At 56.9% G+C, this 21,844-nt stretch carries 21 protein-coding genes; 15 read left to right on the plus strand and 6 right to left on the minus strand.

Going from position 1 to position 21,844, the window contains the following annotated elements; all coding sequences use genetic code 11:
* Window positions 1-253 precede the first annotated feature (253 nt).
* Both IPP88_00475 and IPP88_00480 read right to left on the minus strand, forming a co-directional pair.
* Window positions 254-1,636, minus strand: a complete 1,383-nt coding sequence (locus tag IPP88_00475; protein ID MBL0121249.1) for a peptidylprolyl isomerase — start codon at window positions 1,634-1,636, stop codon at window positions 254-256.
* A 128-nt stretch (window positions 1,637-1,764) separates the two neighbouring features.
* Window positions 1,765-3,996, minus strand: a complete 2,232-nt coding sequence (locus IPP88_00480; protein MBL0121250.1) for an LPS-assembly protein LptD — start codon at window positions 3,994-3,996, stop codon at window positions 1,765-1,767.
* A 235-nt stretch (window positions 3,997-4,231) separates the two neighbouring features.
* Here IPP88_00480 and IPP88_00485 point away from each other — a divergent pair, with 235 nt between their 5' ends.
* The 5 genes from IPP88_00485 to IPP88_00505 all read left to right on the plus strand — a co-directional run bounded on the left by IPP88_00485 (window position 4,232) and on the right by IPP88_00505 (window position 10,024).
* Window positions 4,232-5,281: a phosphotransferase gene (locus IPP88_00485; GenBank protein ID MBL0121251.1), complete on the plus strand. Its 1,050-nt coding sequence runs from the start codon at window positions 4,232-4,234 to the stop codon at window positions 5,279-5,281.
* A 180-nt stretch (window positions 5,282-5,461) separates the two neighbouring features.
* Window positions 5,462-6,796 (plus strand): aminopeptidase P N-terminal domain-containing protein, encoded by a 1,335-nt coding sequence (locus tag IPP88_00490; protein ID MBL0121252.1) that lies wholly within the window; start codon window positions 5,462-5,464, stop codon window positions 6,794-6,796.
* A 66-nt stretch (window positions 6,797-6,862) separates the two neighbouring features.
* Entirely contained in the window at window positions 6,863-8,014 is a 1,152-nt protein-coding gene (locus IPP88_00495) for an FAD-dependent monooxygenase (GenBank protein ID MBL0121253.1), read from the plus strand.
* Complete coding sequence (locus IPP88_00500) at window positions 8,011-9,174, plus strand: FAD-dependent monooxygenase (GenBank protein MBL0121254.1); 1,164 nt, start codon at window positions 8,011-8,013, stop codon at window positions 9,172-9,174. Before IPP88_00495 ends, IPP88_00500 begins: the two co-directional genes overlap by 4 nt.
* A gap of 166 nt (window positions 9,175-9,340) precedes the next feature.
* A complete protein-coding gene (locus IPP88_00505) occupies window positions 9,341-10,024 on the plus strand; it encodes a DsbC family protein (GenBank protein ID MBL0121255.1) in 684 nt (227 codons plus the stop codon).
* Window positions 10,025-10,080: 56 nt separating this feature from the next.
* Here the strand turns inward: IPP88_00505 and IPP88_00510 are convergent, their stop codons facing one another.
* The 3 genes from IPP88_00510 to apaG form a co-directional block, all read right to left on the minus strand.
* A complete protein-coding gene (locus tag IPP88_00510; GenBank protein ID MBL0121256.1) occupies window positions 10,081-10,467 on the minus strand; it encodes an MAPEG family protein in 387 nt (128 codons plus the stop codon).
* Window positions 10,464-11,849, minus strand: a complete 1,386-nt coding sequence (locus IPP88_00515; protein ID MBL0121257.1) for an MltA domain-containing protein — start codon at window positions 11,847-11,849, stop codon at window positions 10,464-10,466. The genes IPP88_00510 and IPP88_00515 overlap by 4 nt, the downstream gene beginning before the upstream one ends.
* Before the next feature lie 190 nt (window positions 11,850-12,039).
* The gene (apaG, locus tag IPP88_00520; GenBank protein ID MBL0121258.1) at window positions 12,040-12,435 is read right to left on the minus strand and encodes a Co2+/Mg2+ efflux protein ApaG; all 396 of its coding nucleotides are present in this window, start codon (window positions 12,433-12,435) and stop codon (window positions 12,040-12,042) included.
* A 137-nt stretch (window positions 12,436-12,572) separates the two neighbouring features.
* Here apaG and rpe point away from each other — a divergent pair, with 137 nt between their 5' ends.
* The 8 genes from rpe to coq7 all read left to right on the plus strand — a co-directional run bounded on the left by rpe (window position 12,573) and on the right by coq7 (window position 20,235).
* Complete coding sequence (gene rpe, locus IPP88_00525) at window positions 12,573-13,259, plus strand: ribulose-phosphate 3-epimerase (GenBank protein ID MBL0121259.1); 687 nt, start codon at window positions 12,573-12,575, stop codon at window positions 13,257-13,259.
* Entirely contained in the window at window positions 13,256-14,119 is an 864-nt protein-coding gene (locus tag IPP88_00530; protein MBL0121260.1) for a phosphoglycolate phosphatase, read from the plus strand. Before rpe ends, IPP88_00530 begins: the two co-directional genes overlap by 4 nt.
* A gap of 142 nt (window positions 14,120-14,261) precedes the next feature.
* Complete coding sequence (locus tag IPP88_00535; GenBank protein MBL0121261.1) at window positions 14,262-15,788, plus strand: anthranilate synthase component I; 1,527 nt, start codon at window positions 14,262-14,264, stop codon at window positions 15,786-15,788.
* Between the two features lie 11 nt (window positions 15,789-15,799).
* Window positions 15,800-16,369: an aminodeoxychorismate/anthranilate synthase component II gene (locus tag IPP88_00540; GenBank protein ID MBL0121262.1), complete on the plus strand. Its 570-nt coding sequence runs from the start codon at window positions 15,800-15,802 to the stop codon at window positions 16,367-16,369.
* A gap of 2 nt (window positions 16,370-16,371) precedes the next feature.
* Window positions 16,372-17,400, plus strand: coding sequence for an anthranilate phosphoribosyltransferase (gene trpD / locus IPP88_00545; GenBank protein MBL0121263.1), 1,029 nt, complete (start codon window positions 16,372-16,374; stop codon window positions 17,398-17,400).
* Window positions 17,400-18,212 carry an indole-3-glycerol phosphate synthase TrpC gene (trpC, locus tag IPP88_00550; protein ID MBL0121264.1) on the plus strand — a complete coding sequence of 271 codons (813 nt, stop codon included), beginning with the start codon at window positions 17,400-17,402 and terminating at the stop codon, window positions 18,210-18,212. The genes trpD and trpC overlap by 1 nt, the downstream gene beginning before the upstream one ends.
* Window positions 18,213-18,493: 281 nt before the next feature.
* Window positions 18,494-19,531: a porin gene (locus IPP88_00555; protein MBL0121265.1), complete on the plus strand. Its 1,038-nt coding sequence runs from the start codon at window positions 18,494-18,496 to the stop codon at window positions 19,529-19,531.
* Window positions 19,532-19,596: 65 nt separating this feature from the next.
* The gene (coq7, locus tag IPP88_00560; GenBank protein ID MBL0121266.1) at window positions 19,597-20,235 is read left to right on the plus strand and encodes a 2-polyprenyl-3-methyl-6-methoxy-1,4-benzoquinone monooxygenase; all 639 of its coding nucleotides are present in this window, start codon (window positions 19,597-19,599) and stop codon (window positions 20,233-20,235) included.
* Window positions 20,236-20,251: 16 nt separating this feature from the next.
* On the opposite strand, the gene IPP88_00565 is transcribed toward coq7, so the two are convergent.
* Window positions 20,252-20,680: an OsmC family protein gene (locus IPP88_00565; protein ID MBL0121267.1), complete on the minus strand. Its 429-nt coding sequence runs from the start codon at window positions 20,678-20,680 to the stop codon at window positions 20,252-20,254.
* A 302-nt stretch (window positions 20,681-20,982) separates the two neighbouring features.
* Here IPP88_00565 and rplM point away from each other — a divergent pair, with 302 nt between their 5' ends.
* Both rplM and rpsI read left to right on the plus strand, forming a co-directional pair.
* On the plus strand, window positions 20,983-21,411 hold the full coding sequence (gene rplM / locus IPP88_00570; GenBank protein MBL0121268.1) for a 50S ribosomal protein L13: 429 nt from the start codon (window positions 20,983-20,985) through the stop codon (window positions 21,409-21,411).
* A 12-nt stretch (window positions 21,412-21,423) separates the two neighbouring features.
* The gene (gene rpsI, locus IPP88_00575) at window positions 21,424-21,816 is read left to right on the plus strand and encodes a 30S ribosomal protein S9 (GenBank protein MBL0121269.1); all 393 of its coding nucleotides are present in this window, start codon (window positions 21,424-21,426) and stop codon (window positions 21,814-21,816) included.
* Window positions 21,817-21,844: the final 28 nt, after the last annotated feature.

Raw genomic sequence — 21,844 nt, forward strand, 5'->3', positions numbered from 1 at the left:
CTTCCCCCGAGGAAACGGGGGAAGGGTGGGATGGGGATGTCTCTGCAGGTGGTATCGCCCCCTTCCCAGCCTTCCCCCGTCGCCGGGGGCAGGAGTCAGCCGGTCGAGCACAGGCAACTCAGAAAAGACTCCAATTTGCTTGAACCCAAGGTCCGGATCGTGCTGCGCTAAATCGCGCCAATTTAGATGCCTTGCACTCATGAGACCCTATCCGGGGATGACGATTGTCCGCGTGTGCGGACAATCGCCACTACTATTCCGCCCGAAATTCGACAAACGCCCGATCCCGTGTCTGGCGCAGCCAGTCCTGAAAAGCTTCGTCGGCCTTACGCGCGCGAATTGTGTTGCGCGCACCGGCGCGCTTTCTCTCTTCCGTCACGCCTTCGGTGCGCCGCTCGATAACCTGTACCAGATGCCAGCCAAACGTACTTTGCACCGGTGCGGAAATTTCATTGTCGCGCAGTTGATTCATTGCGCGTTCGAATTCCGGCACCGTGTCGCCAGGCGAAATCCAACCCAGGTCACCGCCTTTCGAGTTCGATGGATCGTCGGAATGCACTTTGGCCAGTTCGGCAAAATCGGCTCCGCCGATCACGCGTTCGCGCAGGCGCGCCAGGCGCTCTTTCGCATCGGTGTCGGTCACGCCTTCCTTGCCCTTGATCAGGATGTGGCGCACGTGGGTCTGCTGAATCGTCGGCTGCGCGCTGACGCCACGTTTGTCCAGCAGCTTGACGATATGAAAGCCATTCGCGCTACGCAGAATATCGGTAATCTCGCCAGCTTTCAGGGGAGTCAGTGCATCCAGGAATATGGCGGGCAAGCGGCCTGATGGTCGCCAGCCCAGATTGCCGCCTTGCAAGGCATCTGGCGCGTCGGAGTATTGCGCGGAAATTTGCGCAAACTCCGCACCCTTCCGCAATTCGCCCAGCGCCTGCAAGGCACGTTTGCGGCGAGTCTCGATCTGCGCGCTGGTGGCTTGCTCGGGAACAAGTACCAAAATGTGGGCGAGGCGAAATTCGCGATCAGTTGTTGCTTCACGCGCTTCGAGCGAGAGCTGTGTATCCACCTCTGCTTCCGTTACATTGATGCCGCTCTCCACTTCACGCTCACGCAGCCGCGACATAATCACTTCACCGCGGACTTCCTCGCGAAATTTTTGCCACGATACGCCATCTTGTTCAAGACGCCGCCGGAATTCGGTCATCGACAGGTTGTTTTCGTCGGCGATGCGCTGCAAGGCTTTGTCGAGCGTGGCGTCGTCCACGCGAATGCCGGTTTCCTTTGCTTCCTGCAGTTGCACCATGTCGTTGATCATGCGTTCAAGCAATTGTTTCCTGAGCGCGTCCTGTGGCGGCAACTGTGTACTTTGCGCCTGCAACTGTTTAACCACGATGGCCATGCGGTTATTCAGGTCGTTGAGTGTGATCACTTCGTTGTTGACGATGGCAACGATGCGATCGAGTTCAACCACGCCTGCCGCTTTAGCGGGCGCGGTGAGACGCGTGTCGATTTTGGCCGCGGCCGCCGGGACGGGCGCCAGGGTCGTAATGGAATTCACAGGTGGCGATGCGGGCGACGACGGTGCCGGTGTGGCAAGCTGTGCCACGGAAGGCAATGGCACAGCTGACAGCAACATGGCAGTGAAAGCAACGGTCAGGCGATATTTCATGGTGCAGATTCCAAAGGGAAGCGACGCGGTAAAGAGACAAAGGCTAGAAACATGGCGGGTTGTTTGACGGGCTGAACGGCGGGTTTAACGATCCACTAGCGATCATCAGACCGACGATAGCCTGGAATGTTCTGTCTGAGGGTCTCCAGCGGGTTAATGCCCAGTTTGGAGAGGCCTTTTAACTCCAGTTGGAACTGGAAAGAGTTTGAATATTGTTGCGTGGCAGTCGCAAAACGGTGTGCGACCAACCGGAATTCCCAGCATCCCTGATTATACTCGACGCCCAAGAGGCCCTCGATCAGGCGCTTATCCTGAAACGAGTGGTTGGCGCGGGCGAGCAACGTCCATGCGGGAGCAGCTTTGCCAAACGGCCATTGGGCAGAGATATCAACCTGCTTCAGGGAATCGCGTGTGTAGCGATAGCTGAAGTTGAGTATCCGTCCGCTGTCTGCGTTGTAGCGGGCGGCGATATTGGCGCGCTGGAATTCTGTCTTGGATGTGGAGTACTGAAAGCCCGAATCCAGAAACCAGGAATCCGATAGTTGCCCCGACAAGGCCGTCAACAAGTCCGAGCGACTCAGGTTGCCCTGCTGTTCGCCGGACAGACCGAGCGCGCTGTCGGAAAGTGTGACCCGTTGCGGACGAAAATAGTAGCGCTGTCCTATCGCCGCGCGCAGGCGCTCGATGCCGGTCAGGTTCTCGATGAATCGGGTCGTGATGGCAGCCGTCATTTGTTTCGCATCCGAAATACGGTCCCCACCGACAAAAAGGTTCTCGTTGAAAATCTGCGCGAAACTGAAATCGGTCGCGGCGGTCGAGAAGGAAGGCAGGCGGCTTTGATCGCGAAACGGCACATACAGAAAGAACAGACGTGGTTCCAGCGTCTGTGAAACAGATTCGCCCCACAGCGTGAGCGGTCGTTCAAATGACAACCCGCTATCGACACTGATGATCGGCAGGCTGCGCGTGCCGCTCTCAAATCCCGTCTCGTTTCTGGTCAACTGGTAATGCGTGGTGTGGAACCCGACTTTGGGCGTGATGAAACCGTAGGGTGCGGTAAATGGCATCGACGCCGATGGATAGAAAAGCAGCCGCTGGCCGTTCACCAGTGTCGGGTGTTGAAAATCCGTAAACTCTCCGAGTGCATTCAATTCCACGCCATTCCAGCGGTTGGGGTGCGCATTGAACGAGATTTGCGGCGCCAGCCGGTACGGCGGCGTGACCAGCGCCGCCGGGTCCTGCAACGTCTGATAGCCGAGATAACGCATGGACCAATCGCCAACGATACTGGCGTACGACAAACTGGCGTCGCGCGGTAGATTGGTCTGCGCGGTATTGGCGATACGCGTGGACAGATCGCGGAAATAGTTGTCGTCCGAAACCTTCTGTGCATAGACGGAAGCACTCCAGCCCGGCGCCAGCCAAGGCGCCAGATTCTGATAATGCCGCAACGACACCAGATAGCGGTTGTTGTCGATTACGCGGTCGTGCGGCAGGTATTCCGTATCAAGCTCGCCCAGATAGTCGCGACCGAGATAACGAAACTCCGTGCCGATCTGTACACCGCGGCGCGTGAACATTTTCGGGGTAATGGTGGCGTCGTGATTGGGCGCGATATTCCAGTAGTAAGGCACAGCCAGCTCGAAACCGCTGCTGGTCGATGAACCAAATGACGGCGGCAGGAAACCCGACTTGCGATCGCTGTTCAGCGGAAAGGTCATGTAGGGCATGTATAGAATCGGGACGCCTTTGAATTCAACGACGCCGTTAATTCCCGTACCGATGTTGCGCTCGCGGTCGAGCGCCAATTCGGAGACTTTCAGATACCAGTCGTCCTGATCGGGCTTGCAGGTCGTGTAGCGCGCGCCGAACAGGCGTTCCTGATCGGGCCCCTCGAGATTCATGCGCGCCGCCGATCCGCGTGCCTCATAGCGCTGCCCAGGCCGAGTTGGATTCTTCGAGAAAAAGAAACTCGGTTGTTCGAGTGTGCCGATTTCCGTCGCGACCGTCAGCTTGAGCCCCAGTCCGCTGACAATATCGCCACCACGATCCAACCGCACCTTGCCGGGGATCGATGCCAGATCGGTCAGCATGTCGTAATCGACGCGATTGGCGGTTAGCTCCATGTCGCCCCGCTTGACGGAAACGTGCCCGCTGGCCGACACGCTTATCTGATTGATACCGTCAATCTCGTCGGCAGAAATCAACAGCGGCCCGGTTTTCGCCGGACGTTGCAGCAGGCCACCCGGTGTCGGCATCGACCTTTCCGCTTTCAGGCCGTCCTGAATGGCGGCGTCGAGATCAGCCTGGCCAGGGGCGGACGCCACCTGTTGCGCAAAGATTGGCGGCGCGCCGGCGCATAGCCACAGACCGGCAAGCACTAAAGCGGCGCACGTGCGAGTGGACGCAAGGGCGGGCGAGCGGCGGGACGAGTGCAGGGTCAAGGTACGGGAAGGCACGAGGAAGGGAGTCGTCGAATCAGTGGGGCGATGGATGGAAAATAGGGGAAGGCGGCGTGACGGTGAATGATAAAATTCAGTTTGTTTCTACAAGAAAAATAGCATGCCTGAAACCTTGTTGTCCCCGTCGTCACCAAGCCCGCGCATCGACGCACTCCATGCATGGCTTGTTCCCGAACTCAAACGCGAAGGCATCACCGAATACACACTGGAACCCGCCTCGACCGACGCGAGTTTTCGCCGCTATTTTCGCATAACCTCCTCTGCGGTAACGTACATCGTCATGGACGCGCCGCCCGAGCAGGAAGATTGCCGCCCATTCGTCAAGGTCGCGGCCCTCATGCGCGAAGCCGGTGTCAACGCGCCCGCGGTGCTCGCGCAGGATCTGTTGCAAGGCTTCCTGCTGCTCACTGATCTCGGCCGCCAGACCTATCTCGATGTCATCAACGACGATAACGCCGATAAACTTTTCCGCGAAGCCAACGCATCGTTGATCAAATGGCAGCTCGCCTCGAAGCCGGGCGTGTTGCCGGTATACGGCGAAGCGCAGATTGCACAAGAACTCGCGCTATTCCCGGATTGGTATATTGCCCAACATGTCGGCGCCACCTTGAACGACAAGCAGCGCAACACCTTGCAGTCAGTGTTCGCTGCCATCGCCCAGCATGCCATCAGCCAGGCCAAAGTCTATGTGCACAGCGACTACATGCCGCGCAACCTGATGATCTCCGATCCACCGCTGGAAAATGCGCCCGGCGTGCTCGATTTTCAGGACGCCGTGTACGGGCCAATCAGCTACGACATCGCCTCACTCTACCGTGATGCCTTCATTTCCTGGGACGAAGAACGCGTCCTCGATGGCACCATCCGTTACTGGGAGAACGCGCGCAAGGCAGGACTACCGATGCCCGCGCATTTCGGCGATTTCTATCGCGACGTGGAGTGGATGGGCTTGCAACGGCACCTGCGAATCCTCGGCATCTTCGCGCGATTGAATTATCGTGACGGCAAGCCCATGTACCTTGCCGATACGCCGCGCTTTGTGAATTACGTGCGCAAGACCAGTGAGCGCTATGGCGTGTTGAGGCCGTTGTTGAGGCTGTTTGATGAGATGAAAATTGGGGATGCAGCGGTGGAGGGGTATCGGTTTTGAATGGAAAAGTCTAGGGCTGGTGCGGCGTTTGGGGATAAAATGGCTGGAAATGCGCGCCAGGGCTAGAGTTTTTACCGGTCACGCTTCGCCGAACATCAAGTCGCTGTCACGGATCGCCACAAAATGCACAAGTCGACCAGCGTACAATGACGCCTTTCATTCACACCCATTCCCCCACCCATGAAACGCGAAAGCTTCCCCTTCCCCGTCGTCGTTCCCAACGTCAAAATCCATGCCGAGCGTCGCAAGCGTCTCGCGAAAAATCTGAAAGAAGGCATTGTGCTGCTGGCGACTTCGCCGGAAGTGGCGCGCAATGCCGATGCGCATTACGACTATCGTTGGGACAGTCATTTCTATTACCTCACCGGGTTCCGCGAACCGGAAGCGGTGCTGGTCATTTTGCTGGGAAAGAAGCCTCGGCACATTCTGTTTTGCCGCGACAAGAATCTGGAACGTGAAATCTGGGATGGGTTTCGCTTTGGTCCGGAGGTGGCCAAGGAAGTGTTCAGTTTCGATGAGTCGTATTCGATTGCCGAGCTGGAAACGCGCATCCCGGATCTGATGACGAATCAGGATGTGATTCACACGCCAATCGGTGCCTCGTCCACGTGGGATCAATCGATCACCCGCTGGCTGAATGCGGTGCGCGCCAAGGTGCGAACCGGTACGACGGCGCCTTCGGAGGTGCGCGACCTGCGCACGCCGGTGGGGCAGATGCGGCTCATCAAGGACAAGACCGAGATCGACATCATGGCGCGTGCGGGCAAGATTTCCTCCGATGCACACGCACGGGCGATGCGCTTCGCCAAACCGGGGATGTTTGAGTATCAGGTCGAAGCGGAAATTCTCCACGAGTTTGTGATGAACGGCGCGCGGCAGCCTGCTTACGGCAGTATCGTCGCGGCCGGCGGCAACGCCTGCGTGTTGCACTACCGGGAGAATTCCGCGCAGTTGAAGAGAGGTCAATTGATGCTGATCGACGCGGGGTGCGAGCTGGAAAGCTACGCGGCCGACATCACCCGCACGTTCCCGATCGCGGGCAAATTCAGCGGGCCACAACGCGATATTTACGAGCTGGTGCTGGAATCGCAGCTCGCGTGTATCAAGGCGGTCAAGCCGGGCGCGCCGTTCGGCAAGTATCACGACGTTGCCAACCAGGTGCTGGCGCAGGGCCTGATCGATCTCAAGCTGTGCAAGGGCTCGCTCGCGAGCGTGCTGGAACAGGAAACATACAAACAGTTCTACATGCACCGCGCCGGTCACTGGCTGGGGCTGGATGTGCATGACGCCGGCGAATACAAACGCGATGGCAAATGGGTGACGATGCAGCCGGGCATGGTGTTGACGGTGGAACCGGGGTTGTATATCCGTCCGGCCGACAATGTGCCCAAGCATTTCTGGGATATCGGCGTGCGGATCGAGGATGATATCCTGGTGACGGCCAAGGGAAATATCAACCTGACGGCGAGCTGTCCGAAATCGGTGAAGGATATTGAGGCGCTGACCTGCGGGTAGTGGGTGACAGTCCATTCCCATTCGTCATTCCCGGTTCCGCGGGAATGACATTGCATATTTAGCGTTATGCCCAAAGTAATCATCATTGGTGCTGGCCCCGTTGGCGCCACGTTTGCACTTTTGGCCGCACGGCAGGGTTTAAACGTCACGGTACTTGAAGCGCGTGAAGGTCCGTCGCGCGAATCGCGTTCGTTGGCGCTGTCGTATGGCAGCCGCGAGATTCTCAGCGTGGCGGGTGTCTGGAAAGACAATCTGCGGGCGACGGAAATTTTGACCATCCATACCTCGCAGCGCGGCGGTTTTGGCCGCATGCGGCTGTCACATCTCGACGCGAATGTGCCGGCATTGGGCTATGTGCTGTCTTACGCCGATTTGCAGCTGCAGCTTGACCGCATGCTCGAAGAGCAAGGCATAACCGTGATGCGCGGCGCCTTGTTATCCGCGATTGACGACGCGACTGGCGAAGTGAAGGTGAATTTCTCGCAGGACGGCGCAGACCGGACGATGGTCGCCGACGCGGTGGTGCTTGCGGATGGCGGCGCCAATCTCGGCAAGGTGCCTGCTCTTCATGCTGACGAAAAAGGTTATGGGCAAAGCGCGCTACTGGGGCACGTGATCACGGATGCCGCGCATCGTGGTACCGCCTATGAACGCTTCACGCCCAAAGGTCCGGCCGCATTGCTGCCGCATGGGGGCGAGCGGGAATACTCGATGGTGTGGGTGTCCTCGACGGCGCGCATTGAGGCATTGAAGTTGCTGAGTGACGCGGAGTATATCGCGGCGTTCCAGCAGCATTTCGGTTTTCGCGCCGGAAAATTCCTGTCCATTTCGAATCGGCGAAGTTTTCCACTGAAGTTGCGTACCGTTTCGTCGCGCGTCGCGGGCCGGATTGCGGTCATCGGCAATGCCGCGCAGGCGCTGCATCCGGTGGCCGGACAGGGATTCAATCTCGGCTTGCGCGATGCGGATGAGCTTTCGCGGCGCCTGAGCGCCGACCCGGATCCGCGCCGTGTTACGCAGGCTCTGCGGGAATACGAGGCGTTGCGCGATCGTGATGTCGAGCGCAGCGTGGGGTTCACGGACTTTCTGGTGGGCGCGTTTTCCAATGACCACATGTTATCGCGTGTGCCGCGTGGTATCGGGCTTGCCGCGATCGATATCCTGCCATTCGCGCGACGGGCGCTGGCGAAACGCATGTTGTTCGGCGCGCGCAAATGAGTGAGCGGATCGTCATTGTTGGCGGTGGCCCGGTGGGACTTGCGCTGGCGCTCGCGACGTCGGTATTGCCGGGTGTGGAAGTGACGGTGATTGAACGTGGACCTGCTGTGGATGACACGTTGCCCCCGCCGTTTGATCATCGCGTCTATGCCCTGTCACTGGCATCGCTTGCCATGCTGCAGGAGTTGGGTGTGGTGCTTCCCGCCACGCGCATCGCCAAGGTGTGCGCGATGCAAGTACACGGCGATGGCGGTCAAAGCGGCCCCAGCCGGCTCGATCTCAATGAGGGGCAGCTGCTTGCCGCGATTGTCGAACATGCCGCTGTGATGTGCGCGCTGCAAAGCAGATTGTTGCAGGACGGGCGCGTAAAGATTTTGCGTGGAGTGTCTCCAATTGAAGTGCAATCGCTCGGCGAAAATCGGCGCGAACTCATGTTGTCCGATAGTAGCAAAATACAGTCGGATTTGCTGGTTGCCGCGGATGGCAGCCGTTCGCAAATTCGTGAATGGGCCGGCATATCCACGGCGGTGAAAGACTACGAGAGCGATGGCGTGGTCGGTAATTTCAAAGCCGAACGTCCGCACGGCGATATCGCACGGCAATGGTTTACGCATGACGCGGTGCTGGCGTTTTTACCCTTGCCGGACAATCACATCTCGATCGTCTGGTCTGTCGGGAAAGAGGCATCGAAAGCGCTGCCGACGAATGATCCGGATGCCTTTTCCCGCGCCGTGGAAGAAGCGGGACATAAATCACTCGGCGCGCTCTCGCTGGTATCGCAGATTGCACGCTTTCCACTTTTGCGCATCATGGCCAATGAATGGGTGCAACCCGGATTGGCACTGATAGGCGATGCGGCCCATGCCGTTCATCCATTGGCCGGTCAGGGCGTGAACCTCGGTTTCGCGGACGTGCGAAACATGGCAGCGGTTTTGCGCGCACGCTCGAAGTATTCGGCCATTGGCGACCTGGCGCTGCTACGCCGGTACGAACGCGGTGGTCGCGAGGCAGCATGGGCAGTGGGTGAGATGACCGAGCAGCTGCGTTCGCTCTACCGGAGCGATGTGTCGGCAGCGCGCTGGTTGCGTAACGATGGCATTGCGCTACTGAATCGGATGCCGGCGGCGAAGTCACAACTGATAGACTATGCATCTCGCTGAATGCCAGGTGTTGAGTGCAGGGTGCCAAGTAATGGCGTCCACGACGGCATTGTTGCGGAACCAATGAACCCGTAGCGACTCGAAATACATTGAATTCAAGGACTCTTTTGTGAAACTACTTAAATCTGCGCTATATCTCGCCCTCGCGATATTTTCCTTGTCAGCGATGGCGGAGTCCGACCTGGAGACTGTCAAGAAAGAACTGACAAAGAAATATCCGGATATTGTCGTTGATCGCATCACCAAGGCGGGCTATGGTGAGTTGTACGAAGTGTTCAGCAAGGGTGAAATCATCTATACCGATATGAAAGTCACGTACCTGATGTTGGGGACGTTGGTGGATGCCGCAACGCGGGCAAACATTTCCGAGGAACGGTTGCAGAAGCTCACCGCCATCAACTTCAACGATCTGCCGTTCAGCCAGGCCATCAAGCTGGTTCGCGGCAATGGGTCGCGGCGGATGGCAATATTCGAAGATCCCAATTGCGGCTATTGCAAGAAATTCGAGCAGGATGTCAACTCGCTGGAAAATATAACGGCGTATATCTTTCCGTATCCAATCCTGGCCCAGGATTCCGTGGATAAATCGAAATCCATCTGGTGTTCGCCGGATCGCCTGAAGGCATGGCAGGATTTGATGCTACGCGAGCGGCCACCGACGGCAAAGGGCGCTTGTGAAAACCCAATTGAGAAAAATGTCGCGCTCGGCCGGACACTTCGGGTGAATGGCACACCGATGACGATATTTGAGGATGGTGAGCGCATTTCTGGCGCGCTGCCCAAGGCGCGTATTGAGGCCAAGTTGGTGGCGGCCGCGAAAGTCGGCATTACGGCGGACGCGAAGAGATAGTCCAGTCTCATCAAAAAAACGGCTGCCGCGGCAGCCGTTTTTTTGTGCCGGTTTTTCTAGCGGACCGACGCTGCGATAAAGTACAACGCTATGCTCAAACCCATCCCCACCATCCAGACGAGGCTGCGCAATGTGGCCAGATTGCCAACGTAGCAGGCGATGTAGGCGAGGCGCGCGACGATGAATCCGATGGCGATGCCATCGACGGTTGCTTGCGGTGCTTTGCAGGCGGCCGCAATCAGCACGCCAGCAGCAAACAGCGGAAATGCTTCAAAACCGTTGAGATGCGCGGCGTGCGCGCGCGACTGCGCGCCTTGCAGCTTCGCTTCCCATTCGCGTGGCGCGGCGTTGCCCCGCAGATAAGTTTTATCCCACTTGGCAATGGTGATTGCAAGGTACGGAAGCAGTCCGGCAGCCAGCACGCACCAATAGGCGATGGTCATGGTGATTCCTTTTTTGTTGTGGTTAATGTCGTTACAGGCGGTGCAGGTTGCGGTTCCGCGGATGGCGGTGCGGCCGATCGGGGTCCGGCGAAATGCGATGCTACTGCGACCGCATTGGGATCATAACCTTTCGGCAGCAGGACCCACATTTTCCCCTGCTGCTTCATTTTGCCCGCCTGTGCGCCGGCATCGTCTCCAAAACCCCAGTAGAAATCCGCGCGCACTGCGCCGTTGATCGCGCCGCCGGTGTCCTGCGCGACCATCAGCCGATTCAACTCCTGCCGGGTACCCGGAAACGTGGTCGAAAGGAAAACCGGAACACCCAACGGAATCACCCGTGGATCGATCGCAATGGAACGCTCTGCCGTCAACGGTACGCCAAGTGTTCCAATCGGGCCGCTGAGGTCGCCGGGCAGTTCCTTGAAAAACACAAAGCTGGGATTTGCGTTCATGAATTGCTGAACCCTGGCGGGGTGGCGCCGCGCCCATTCCTTGATGCCTTGCATCGAGGCGCGCTCCGCTTTTATTTCGCCACGCCGGATCAGCAAGCCGGCCAGCGATCGAAACGGGTGACCATTCTGGTTGGCGTAACCGACACGCAGGCGGCTGCCGTCCGTAAGCTGGATTTGTCCGGAACCCTGGATTTCCAGGAAGAACAACTCCACGGCATTGTCAACATAGGCGATTTCCAGCCCTTTGAGGGGTGACGAGTCAGCGGAAATCTCGCTGCGCTCCAGATAGGGCACCAACTTGTTGCCCACAAGGCGACCGCGCAATCGCCGAAACTTGAGATCCGGGTACACGTCGCTCAAATCAATGGTGATCAGATCCTGTGGGGAAGCGTAGACCGGATATTTATAGACCGCCGTCTGTACCCTTGAACCATGCACAAGCGGCTCGTAATAGCCGGTGACGAGACCTGTCTCCGACTCGTCAGCATTGACGACGCGGAAAGGATCGAAGGATTCGCGAAAAAACTGCAGGATCGCATCTGTCTTCGCATTGGCCGCCAGTGGAATGGAAAGTGACTGTGCGCGATTGCACGCGGCTTGCCACTCTGTTTTCGCCTTCAGGACAGCACAGCTTTGCAGGAATGCGCCTAGCGCATCCGTCGGGTTGTCAGTATTGAAGCGGGGCAGCGCATCCCACTGCGCCCTTTCCAGGCGTCCGCGGGCGGCCTCCGAGGGCGGCGGTGTGATTGGTTCTGCGATCAGTGGCAACGTTGTTGGCGGGGAGCACACCGTGCAGATATTGCAGACGGGGCATTGGGTCACGGTAATCAGCGCCGGCGGCGCCGCGCAGCCCGCGAGAATTGTGATTGAAGCGAGAAATAGCCTTGGAAATGTTGAGGACTTCTGGACGTGCGGGGAGGTCAATGTCATAGTGCCGGCAGTATATCAATGGCTGGTAACAACCACTTGGAGCAGATTAGATGGCGTGGGTATTTTTGCAGGTTTTCCTGGCGTTCGGCGTGGCAGTTTTCATTGTGTGGTGGACGTTTCCGAAGAAGAAAAAGGAAAAGCCGGCCGACCCACCTTCAAACGATCCGCGTGTCTGAAATCTGACGCACTGCTAGTGCAGCACTCTAGGCACGGAGAGTGTGAATTCCGGAATCACCGCCTCAAACCTGGTGCCGTCTTCGGCAGTCAATTGATAAGTACCACGCATGGTGCCAACCATGGTGCCAAGCGATGAACCGCTGGTGTACTCAAACGACGCACCGGGTTTGATCGTTGGCTGTTCGCCGACCACACCGACGCCGCGTACTTCCTGAACCTGGCTGTCCGCATCGGTGATGATCCAGTGGCGGCTGATCACTTTGGCGGCGACTTCGCCAGTGTTGGTAATGCGGATGGTGTACGCAAATACGTACTGGTCGTTTTCTTCATCCGATTGGTCGGGAAGATAAAACGCCTGCGCGGTCACATCGACTGCGTATTTTTTGCCTGAAATTGATTCAGTGTTCATGCGTGGAATCGTATCATGCGCACGGGAGCAGGAGATTCGAAAACAATAATTCGCACCGCCATCGGCGTGCCTGCAAAGTGATATCACCTTGTGCCACGCAGGGCTTTCCCATCGTAATTCGCGTAAAATTCTGGTCCATGAACTACCGGATTGCTCCTTCTATTCTCTCCGCCGATTTTGCCTGTCTGGGTAAAGAAATTCGCGCCGTCATTGCCGCGGGCGCGGATGTCATTCACTTTGACGTCATGGACAATCATTACGTTCCCAATCTCACGATCGGGCCGTTGGTTTGCGAGGCGGTGCGACCTTATGCGCTGACGGAGGACGGCGCTCCTGTTCCGATTGACGTCCACCTGATGGTCAAGCCGGTGGATCGGATCGTACCGGATTTTGCCAAGGCGGGTGCCTCTATCATCAGTTTTCACCCGGAAGCATCGGATCATGTTGATCGCACGCTGTCGATGATTCGTGATTGCGGTTGCAAAGCAGGGCTGGTGTTCAATCCGGCCACGTCGCTTTCGTACCTGGACCATGTGATGGACAAGGTGGATCTCATACTCATCATGTCGGTCAACCCTGGGTTCGGCGGCCAGAAATTCATCCCGGAGGCGTTGCAAAAACTGCGCGAGGCAAGAAAAAGAATCCAGCAATCGGGCCGCGACATCTGGCTGGAAGTCGATGGCGGAGTGAAAGCGGACAATATTGAAGAAATTGCCCGCGCAGGTGCGGATACATTTGTGGCCGGCTCGGCAATTTTTGGGCAGAAGGACTACGTGATGGCAATCAGTGAAATGCGCGCAGCGCTCGCAAAGGTGGCAACATGAATTCGCTGCCGCCGACGGATGAATCGGTTCCGCAATCTGTCGCCCCTCTGAACTCCAGCGCTGGCGCGCCTTCTGGGGCGGATGCCTTGGAAACCCCCGTGGATATTGGCTCTCAGCCCGATGTCCTTGTGGAGAATGCAGCTGTCGTCAAGAAGCCGCGTTTGCGCGCGAAACCAAAATTTGCCTTTCCTCTGCCGCTCAAGGCGGTGCTGCTTGATCTCGATGGCACCTTGCTTGATACGGTGAGCGATATTGCGACCGCCGCCAACATGATGCGTGCATCGCTCGGTTTTGCGCCGCTGGATGCCGCGCTGATCAGGACTTTCGTCGGTAAGGGAATCGCCAATCTGGTGGCGAAAACACTCAAGGAAGCCGTGGGTGAAGTCGGGCCGACCGCGCTGAAAGTGGCTGTTGCCAACTTCGAGCGTCAATATGAAAAGTGTTTTGGCGATTCGTCGGCACCATTTGCGGGTGTCATTGATGGTCTGGAGGCGCTAAGGGATAAGGGTCTCCGCCTGGGTTGCGTAACCAACAAGGCGGAAAAATTCACCTTGCCGCTTTTGGCAAAGACCGGTCTCGCCGGCTATTTTGAAATCACGCTCTCGGGGGATTCGCTTCCGGAAAAAAAGCCGCATCCGTTGCCCTTGATTCATGCGGCGGAGTTCTTTGCCTGCACGACCGCGGAGATGTTGCTGATCGGCGATTCGGTCAACGATGCCGAGGCCGCGCGCGCGGCGGGCTCACCGGTGTTCATCGTTCCCTACGGCTACAATGAAGGCCAGGAATTGCGGGGGTTGGACTGTGACGCGTTTATCGACGACGTGCCGTCTGCCCTGAAATTTGTTAAGCTGGCAACCTGACTCAATTTTCCATTCTTCTCAAATGACTTTCAGCAAACAAGTGTGGACGTGGCGATGGCATAACTGGCGCTAATAGCGGCCATCTGCCTTCTTGCCTTACCCTGCTTGTTCGTCTTTGTTTCTGTTACACGGCTGAAAGATCATGACTGAATCCGAATTTACCGCGCTCGCGGCGCAAGGATACAACCGAGTTCCCGTCACCCTTGAGACTTTCGCGGATCTGGATACGCCGCTATCGATTTATCTCAAGTTGGCGAACAAACCGTTTTCCTACCTTCTTGAGTCGGTAATCGGCGGCGAGCGTTTTGGCCGCTATTCGATCATCGGTCTGCCTGCGCGCGAGTGGTTGCGCGTCAAAGGCAAGGAATGCGCGGTGGTACGTGCCAAACCCGGTGGACAGACCGAGACGATTGAGCATGTATTCGTTGCCGACCCGCTGGCGTTTGTCGAAAAATACCGCAAGCGTTTCAACGCCGCGCCAATCGACGGCGCATTGCGTTTTGCGGGTGGCCTTGCAGGCTACTTCAGCTATGACACGGTTCGTTATATCGAGCACAAGCTTGAACTCGAAGACCACCAGCTGAAGAAGGACATTATCGGCGCTCCGGATATTGTGCTGATGCTGTCCGACGAGTTGGCGGTGGTCGACAATCTTTCCGGCAAGCTGCACCTGATCGTATATGTTGATGTTGCCGCGCACGGCAGCGCGGCGCATGGGTTTGCCTTTGCGCAACGGCGTTTGGCTGAATTGCGCCTCGGCTTGCGGCAACACGCATCGCTGCCCGTATATGTGCCGTCGAACATCGCAAGTGCGCCGGTAAACAAACCCAAATCAGAAATTGGCAAGGATGCTTTTCTCAAGGCTGTTGCCAAATGCAAGCAGTACATTGTGGACGGCGACATCATGCAGGTACAGATTTCGCAGCGCATCTCGCAGCCGTTCGACGCGCCGCCTATCAATCTCTACAGGGCGCTACGTTCCATTAACCCCTCGCCATACATGTTCTATTTCGATATGGGAGATTTCCATATTGTTGGCGCGTCGCCGGAAATTCTGGTGCGGCAGGAAGGTAGCAAAGTAACCGTACGACCCATCGCCGGCACCCGCAGGCGAGGCGAGACGCCCGAGCATGATCGCGAACTTGAACAGGAGTTGCGCAATGATCCGAAGGAACTGGCGGAACATTTGATGCTGATCGATCTCGGGCGAAACGATATCGGCCGCATCGCCAAAACGGGCAGCGTAAAAGTTACTGAACAATTTGTCGTTGAGCGCTATTCGCATGTGATGCATCTGGTCTCGAATGTCGATGGAGAAATTCGCGAAGATGTTGGCCCTATCGATTTGCTGCGGGCGACGTTTCCTGCCGGTACGGTTACGGGCACGCCGAAAGTGCGCGCGATGGAAATCATCGACGAGCTGGAGCCCAGCAAGCGCGGCGTGTACGCGGGTGCAGCCGGGTATCTGGGTTTCAATGGCAACATGGATCTGGCCATTGCGATTCGCACCGGCGTCGTCAAGGACGGCATACTCTACGTGCAGGCGGCGGCGGGGATTGTCGCGGATTCGGTGGCCGAGCTTGAATGGCAGGAAACCGAAAGCAAGGCGCGGGCGCTGTTGCGCGCTGCGGAGATGGTGTCCGCCGGCATCGATACCAATCCATCGTGAGGAGATAAATCATGCTGCTCATGATCGACAATTACGATAGTTTCACTTTCAACCTCGTGCAGTATTTCGGCGAGTTGGGCGAAGACGTGCTGGTCAAGCGCAACGACGAAATCACGCTGGCGGACATCGAAAAACTCGCGCCGCAACGAATCGTGATTTCGCCTGGTCCCTGCTCGCCAATCCAGGCGGGAATATCCGTGCCCGCCATTGAAAAATTCGCGGGCAAAATGCCCATCCTCGGCGTCTGTCTCGGCCATCAAGCCATCGGACAGGCGTTCGGCGGGCGAATCATTCATGCCAAGACGCTGATGCATGGCAAGACTTCACAGATGACGCATACAGGGAAGGGCGTTTTCGACGGCTTGCCATCTCCTTACCGCATCACCCGCTATCACTCGCTGGTGATCGAACGTGAAACCAGTCCGGATTGCCTCGAAATCACCGCATGGACCGATGACGGTGAAATCATGGGCGTGCGCCATAAGACCATGCCTGTTGAAGGCGTGCAGTTCCATCCCGAGTCGATCATGACCGAACACGGCCATGCGCTTTTGAAGAATTTCCTGAATGTGAAAGTGTGACTATGTTCAGCCCGCAAGAAGCGATCAACCGGCTATCCGACAAACGCGAAATCTTCTTCGATGAAATGGTGGATCTGTTTCGCCAGGTCATGGAAGGCAAGGTGACGCCGGTACAACTGTCCGCGATCCTCATGGGCCTGCACGTGAAGACCGAATCGGTATCGGAAATTGCCGCCGCAGCGCAGGTCATGCGCGAATTCTCGACCAAGGTGGAAGTGGGCGATCTACCGTATCTCGTCGACACCTGCGGAACCGGCGGCGACAAAGCGCACACCTTCAACATTTCCACGGCGGCGGCATTCGTTGCGGCTGCGGCAGGCGCCAAGGTTGCGAAGCATGGCGGCCGCTCAGTGTCATCTCAATCCGGCAGCGCCGACGTGCTGGAATCACTGGGAGTGAAACTGCATCTTACGCCAGCGCAGGTGGCGGACTGCATTATCGAGGTCGGGCTGGGTTTCATGTTTGCCCCCAATCATCATCCTGCAATGAAATACGCTGCGCCGGTTCGCAAAGAATTGGGCATGCGGACAATACTGAATATCCTCGGTCCACTGACCAACCCTGCTGGCGCGCCCAATCAGGTCATGGGTGTGTTTCACGGCGATCTGGTCGGTATCCAGGCGCGGGTGCTGAAAGAACTGGGGTCGACGCATGTCATGGTGGTTCACGGCGAAGACGGCCTGGATGAAATTACGCTGAGCGGTCCAACACAGGTGGCCGAACTGAAGCGGGGCTTCATTACTGAATTCAAGATTGAGCCGAAGCAATTCGGCCTGGACATTGCGCCGATCGACGCAATCGCCGCCGTCGACAAGGATGCCTCGCGCAGAATGGTTGAGGAGGTGCTTGACAATCAACCTGGTCCGGCAAAGGACATCGTGATGCTCAATGCGGGGGCCGCGATCTACGTCTCCGGCATCGCGAGCGATCTATGGGGTGGCGTGGCAAAGGCGCGCGAGATGATCGAGTCCGGGCATGCGCGTGCAAAACTGGATCAATTGGTCAAGTTCACGTCGGCGATCAACAACTGATGGCCGATATTCTGCAAGAAATTCTGGCGACAAAATATCGCGAAGTCGCTGATGCGCGCCGACAATTTCCGTTGGAAATGATGCGCGAGCGTGCGATTTCAGCCCCGCCGCCGCGCGATTTTGTCGGCGCCATTCGGGCGAAGCACGCCGCGAACAAGGTCGCGGTTATCGCGGAAATCAAGAAGGCCAGCCCCAGTGCCGGCGCGTTTCGTGCGAAATTTGGTGGCGATTTTGACCCAGGTGCGTTCGCAAAGAGATATGAAACGCACGGTGCAGCGTGCCTGTCGGTCCTCACCGACCGCGAGTACTTTCAGGGTTCAACCGCCGATCTTGTCGCGGCACGCACGTCGTGCAACCTGCCCGTACTTCGGAAGGATTTCATTATTGATCCCTACCAGATTTTTGAAGCGCGAGCGATGGGCGCGGATGCCGTACTGTTTATCATGGGGGCTGTGGATATTTCGGTGTTTCAGGAGTGGGAAAAGTTGGCCGCCTCGCTTGGGTTGGCGGTTCTCGCCGAATCTCACAATGAAGTCGAACTTCAGCAAGCGCTTTCGCTTGAGACTCCTTTGATTGGCATCAATAACCGTGACTTGACGAAATTCACGACGGAAGTGAACACCACCTTGCGGCTAAAGGAACAGGTGCCCGCCAACAGGTTGCTGGTAACAGAAAGTGGCATCGATAGCGCCGATATTGCCGGGCGGCTAACAGAAAGGGGAATTCGCACCTTTCTCGTGGGTGGTGCATTGATGAGTCTGGAGGATCCTGGCGCGGGTTTGCAGGCACTCTTCCCCTTTGGGCTACTGTGACCGGACGATGACGGGCCGCTCGTGTGTTGCGAAAACGCAACATGCCGCGCTGGCTGTGGCGAATTTCACAGCGAGCACTTGAGCTAACGGTTCAAGTTTGGCAATATGGCACAAGCTTCTCGAAAGTTTCGGCAATTTTCTGTAAGTGTATGTGGGAGAAGTTGTTGCGAGGTGAGTTTTCAAACAACCGGTCAGTTGATGGCCGCTGACAGTAGAGTTTGCCTCTCGAGGTTTCCTGCACCATAGAATTAAAAAGCCTCAATTAACCTAAGGAGATTTTGATGAACAAGAAATTGATCGCCCTCGCAGTCGTCGGTGCAACGTTTGCCCCGGCTGTCATGGCGCAATCGGCCAATCCCGTGACGCTTTATGGTCGCGTTTGGGTCATGGCCAACAGCTTAAAAGCCGATGGCGGCGCAACGCCTCTGTCATCCCGTACCACGGTCGCTGACAATTCATCGTTGATTGGGTTTCGCGGAACGGAAGATCTCGGCGGTGGACTGAAGGCGTTTTTCCAGATTGAGTCCGCAGCAGGACCGGATGCTGGTGGCGGCTCGTTTGCAAGCCGTAACAGCGGTGTAGGTCTCCAGGGTGGCTTCGGTAGCGTCGTTCTTGGCCGCTGGGACAGCCCGATGAAACTTTCCGCTATTTTTGTCGATCCGTTCGGCCAAAACACCATCGGCGCTCAAAACACCTTGATCAATTCGGGTGATTTCAATCGCCGCGAAATCAACTCTGTCCAGTATTGGTCGCCGAATATTGCGGGCTTTTCCGCACGCGTGATGTATGGCGCGAATGAAGGAAAAACAGCTACCGCCAATCCGCATTCCCTGGGCTTCAGCTTGGACTACGCGACCGGCCCTTTCCGCATCAACTATGCCAACCAGAAACACACGGACTATCGTGGTGCGACGGTAACGGCTGGTGTGGTTGAGAAGCAGCAAAACCTTTCGGCCAGCGCTGTCTTTGGCCCGATCAAGATTGCTGCATTGACCCAGAAAGCCAAGCTGTCCGGTCTGACGGATCGCAAAGCCAGCGAAGTATCCGCGACCTATACCGTCGGCAAGAACCAGTTCCACGTCAACGTGGCGCGCTTGAAGAATGGCCTCATCTCCACCGCCGCGCTTCAGCCAGAAGCCAAACTTTCGGCTCTGGGGTATGACTATAATTTCTCCAAGAGAACGACATTGATGGCCCGTTATGCGGTAATCAAGAACAATGGCGCATCGGCCGTGAATTTGGTCGATTCGAACCTGCCAACTTTTGCGGTCAACAATGATCCCAAAGGCTTCGGCGCCGGTATCCGTCACACGTTCTAAAACACTGCGGTTGCAATGCATAAACGGGCACCTTCGGGTGCCCGTTTTGTTTCTATAATCTTCCTATGAACCTGGTCGACCGATTGATCTGCGAACTGGATACCGGCTTGCGAACGGTATTCGCGAAAGTCCATGCCGATCGTCGCATGCCCAGGTCCACTCGGACGACGGAAAGCAACCCTGCGACACTGGAACCGGTGGCGCGCGAAGAGTCGATACGCCTGATGCGTGTCAATCATTGCGGCGAAGTCTGCGCGCAAGCGCTTTATCAGGGGCAAGCGCTTGTGGCAGAAGATGAAACGGTTCAAAGACTCCTGCTGACTGCCGCCAATGAAGAGCATGATCATTTGGCGTGGTGCGATGCCCGGCTAACGGAATTGGGAGGGCGAAGCAGCTACCTCAGCCCGGCGTTTTATGCAGGCTCTTTCGCGCTGGGAGTTGTCTCAGGACTATTGGGTGACAGGTGGAGCATGGGTTTCCTGGTGGAAACGGAGCGACAGGTCGAGGCGCATTTGCGCGATCATCTTGGGCGCATTTCTTTCGCGGACGCCGATAGCCGCGCAATCCTGGAAGCAATGCGAAATGACGAGATCCGCCATGGTCAGACTGGCCTTGAACACGGTGCCGAACCCCTGCCACGACCGGTGAAAATGGCAATGCGCGGCATTTCAAAAGTCATGACGGGCACGACATACTGGGTTTGACTGCGGCCGTTGCGAGTCAGTAATGCTGCGCCGCCGGCTTGATCTCAAAATCATGAGTCACGCGAGCTGTTTTTGCCATCATCGCCGACGCCGAACAATAGACATCTGCTGATAGCTTGATGGCACGTTCAACTTTGCTGACGTTCAGTACATTTCCGGTAATAATGAAATGGAAATGAATAGCAGTAAAGACTTTGGGGTCAGTAGGCGCTCGCTCTGCCAAGAGTTCAACGACGCAGTCGACGACTGGCTCACGTCCTTTCTTGAGAATGCTAATCACGTCAAAGGCGCTGCATGCGCCAGTCCCGATCAGCACGGTTTCCATGGGGCGCGGACCAAGATTGCGACCACCCGCTTCGGGCGAGCCATCCATTACCAACGCATGGCCACTTTCAGTTTCACCCAGAAACGCGACATTCTCTATCCACTTGATGCGTGCTTTCAAATTTCTCTCCAGAGGTTTCGCCAAGTATATCGAACGCGCATGGCCCAATGTGCCACTGCACTGTCACTTGCATTGGAATTGACAGGGAGTGCTTGAATTTATTATAATTTCGAGTTCTGCCAAGTACTCCCCGTTTGCTTGGCGTTTAGTGACGATTGGCATTGTTGCCGTGGTGTCCCCGAAAGGGTGTCCGAACAACACGGATTCCGACAAGTCCATTACAAGCATCCGGTCCGCTGCCCGCAGGTCGCAACAAACAAGGCAGCAACATTCATGGCAGCAAAATACAAGCGAGTACAGCAATGAAAACCTTTTCAGCAAAACCACACGAAGTCGTACACGCGTGGCTCCACGTCGACGCCACCGACAAGATTCTCGGTCGCCTTGCCTCTGAAGTCGCCCTGCGCTTGCGCGGCAAGCACAAACCGGAATACACGCCCCATGTTGATACCGGCGATTTTATCGTCGTCACCAATGTGGAAAAACTGCGCGTAACCGGCAACAAAGCCGAAGACAAGAAGTATTTTCGTCATACCGGTTATCCAGGCGGCATCTACGAAACCAATTTCACCAAGTTGCAGGCAAAACATCCCGAGCGCGTGCTTGAAAAAGCCGTCAAGGGAATGCTGCCAAAGGGCCCGTTGGGCTATGCAATGATCAAGAAGCTGAAGGTTTATGCGGGTAGCTCGCATCCCCACAGCGCCCAGCAACCCCAAGAACTCAAGATCTAAGGAACCGAGAACATGGTCGGTAAATATCATTACGGAACGGGCCGTCGCAAAAGCTCGGTCGCGCGCGTATTCATGAAGCCCGGCAAGGGCGACATCGTTGTCAACGACAAGCCGGTCGACGTTTATTTCTCCCGCGAAACCGGGCGCATGGTCGTTCGCCAGCCGCTGGAGTTGGTTGGTAGCGTCGACAAATTCGACATCATGGTCAATGTGTTCGGCGGTGGCGAATCCGGGCAGGCCGGCGCCGTACGCCATGGCATCACTCGTGCGTTGCTGGATTACGACGCGACCCTGAAGCCCATTCTGTCGAAGGCGGGTTTTGTCACACGCGATGCACGCGAAGTCGAGCGCAAAAAAGTCGGCCTTCACAAAGCGCGCCGCCGCAAGCAATTCTCCAAGCGTTAACGGCTACAATCGGGCGCTTACGATCGAG

The organism is Betaproteobacteria bacterium (genome assembly GCA_016720925.1).
Taxonomy (GTDB): domain Bacteria; phylum Pseudomonadota; class Gammaproteobacteria; order Burkholderiales; family Usitatibacteraceae; genus UKL13-2.

Bases quoted from the DNA above. Each gene is read 5' to 3' on its own strand.
- apaG (MBL0121258.1), bottom strand. From the start codon at position 12,435: ATGAACACTGAATCAATTTCAGGCAAAAAATACGCAGTCGATGTGACC.
- rpe (MBL0121259.1), top strand. From the start codon at position 12,573: ATGAACTACCGGATTGCTCCTTCTATTCTCTCCGCCGATTTTGCCTGT.
- IPP88_00530 (MBL0121260.1), top strand. From the start codon at position 13,256: ATGAATTCGCTGCCGCCGACGGATGAATCGGTTCCGCAATCTGTCGCC.
- IPP88_00515 (MBL0121257.1), bottom strand. From the start codon at position 11,849: ATGACATTGACCTCCCCGCACGTCCAGAAGTCCTCAACATTTCCAAGG.
- IPP88_00500 (MBL0121254.1), top strand. From the start codon at position 8,011: ATGAGTGAGCGGATCGTCATTGTTGGCGGTGGCCCGGTGGGACTTGCG.
- IPP88_00555 (MBL0121265.1), top strand. From the start codon at position 18,494: ATGAACAAGAAATTGATCGCCCTCGCAGTCGTCGGTGCAACGTTTGCC.
- trpD (MBL0121263.1), top strand. From the start codon at position 16,372: ATGTTCAGCCCGCAAGAAGCGATCAACCGGCTATCCGACAAACGCGAA.
- IPP88_00475 (MBL0121249.1), bottom strand. From the start codon at position 1,636: ATGTTGCTGTCAGCTGTGCCATTGCCTTCCGTGGCACAGCTTGCCACA.
- IPP88_00535 (MBL0121261.1), top strand. From the start codon at position 14,262: ATGACTGAATCCGAATTTACCGCGCTCGCGGCGCAAGGATACAACCGA.
- IPP88_00495 (MBL0121253.1), top strand. From the start codon at position 6,863: ATGCCCAAAGTAATCATCATTGGTGCTGGCCCCGTTGGCGCCACGTTT.
- IPP88_00510 (MBL0121256.1), bottom strand. From the start codon at position 10,467: ATGACCATCGCCTATTGGTGCGTGCTGGCTGCCGGACTGCTTCCGTAC.
- IPP88_00505 (MBL0121255.1), top strand. From the start codon at position 9,341: ATGGCGGAGTCCGACCTGGAGACTGTCAAGAAAGAACTGACAAAGAAA.
- rplM (MBL0121268.1), top strand. From the start codon at position 20,983: ATGAAAACCTTTTCAGCAAAACCACACGAAGTCGTACACGCGTGGCTC.
- IPP88_00490 (MBL0121252.1), top strand. From the start codon at position 5,462: ATGAAACGCGAAAGCTTCCCCTTCCCCGTCGTCGTTCCCAACGTCAAA.
- coq7 (MBL0121266.1), top strand. From the start codon at position 19,597: ATGAACCTGGTCGACCGATTGATCTGCGAACTGGATACCGGCTTGCGA.
- IPP88_00540 (MBL0121262.1), top strand. From the start codon at position 15,800: ATGCTGCTCATGATCGACAATTACGATAGTTTCACTTTCAACCTCGTG.
- rpsI (MBL0121269.1), top strand. From the start codon at position 21,424: ATGGTCGGTAAATATCATTACGGAACGGGCCGTCGCAAAAGCTCGGTC.
- IPP88_00485 (MBL0121251.1), top strand. From the start codon at position 4,232: ATGCCTGAAACCTTGTTGTCCCCGTCGTCACCAAGCCCGCGCATCGAC.
- trpC (MBL0121264.1), top strand. From the start codon at position 17,400: ATGGCCGATATTCTGCAAGAAATTCTGGCGACAAAATATCGCGAAGTC.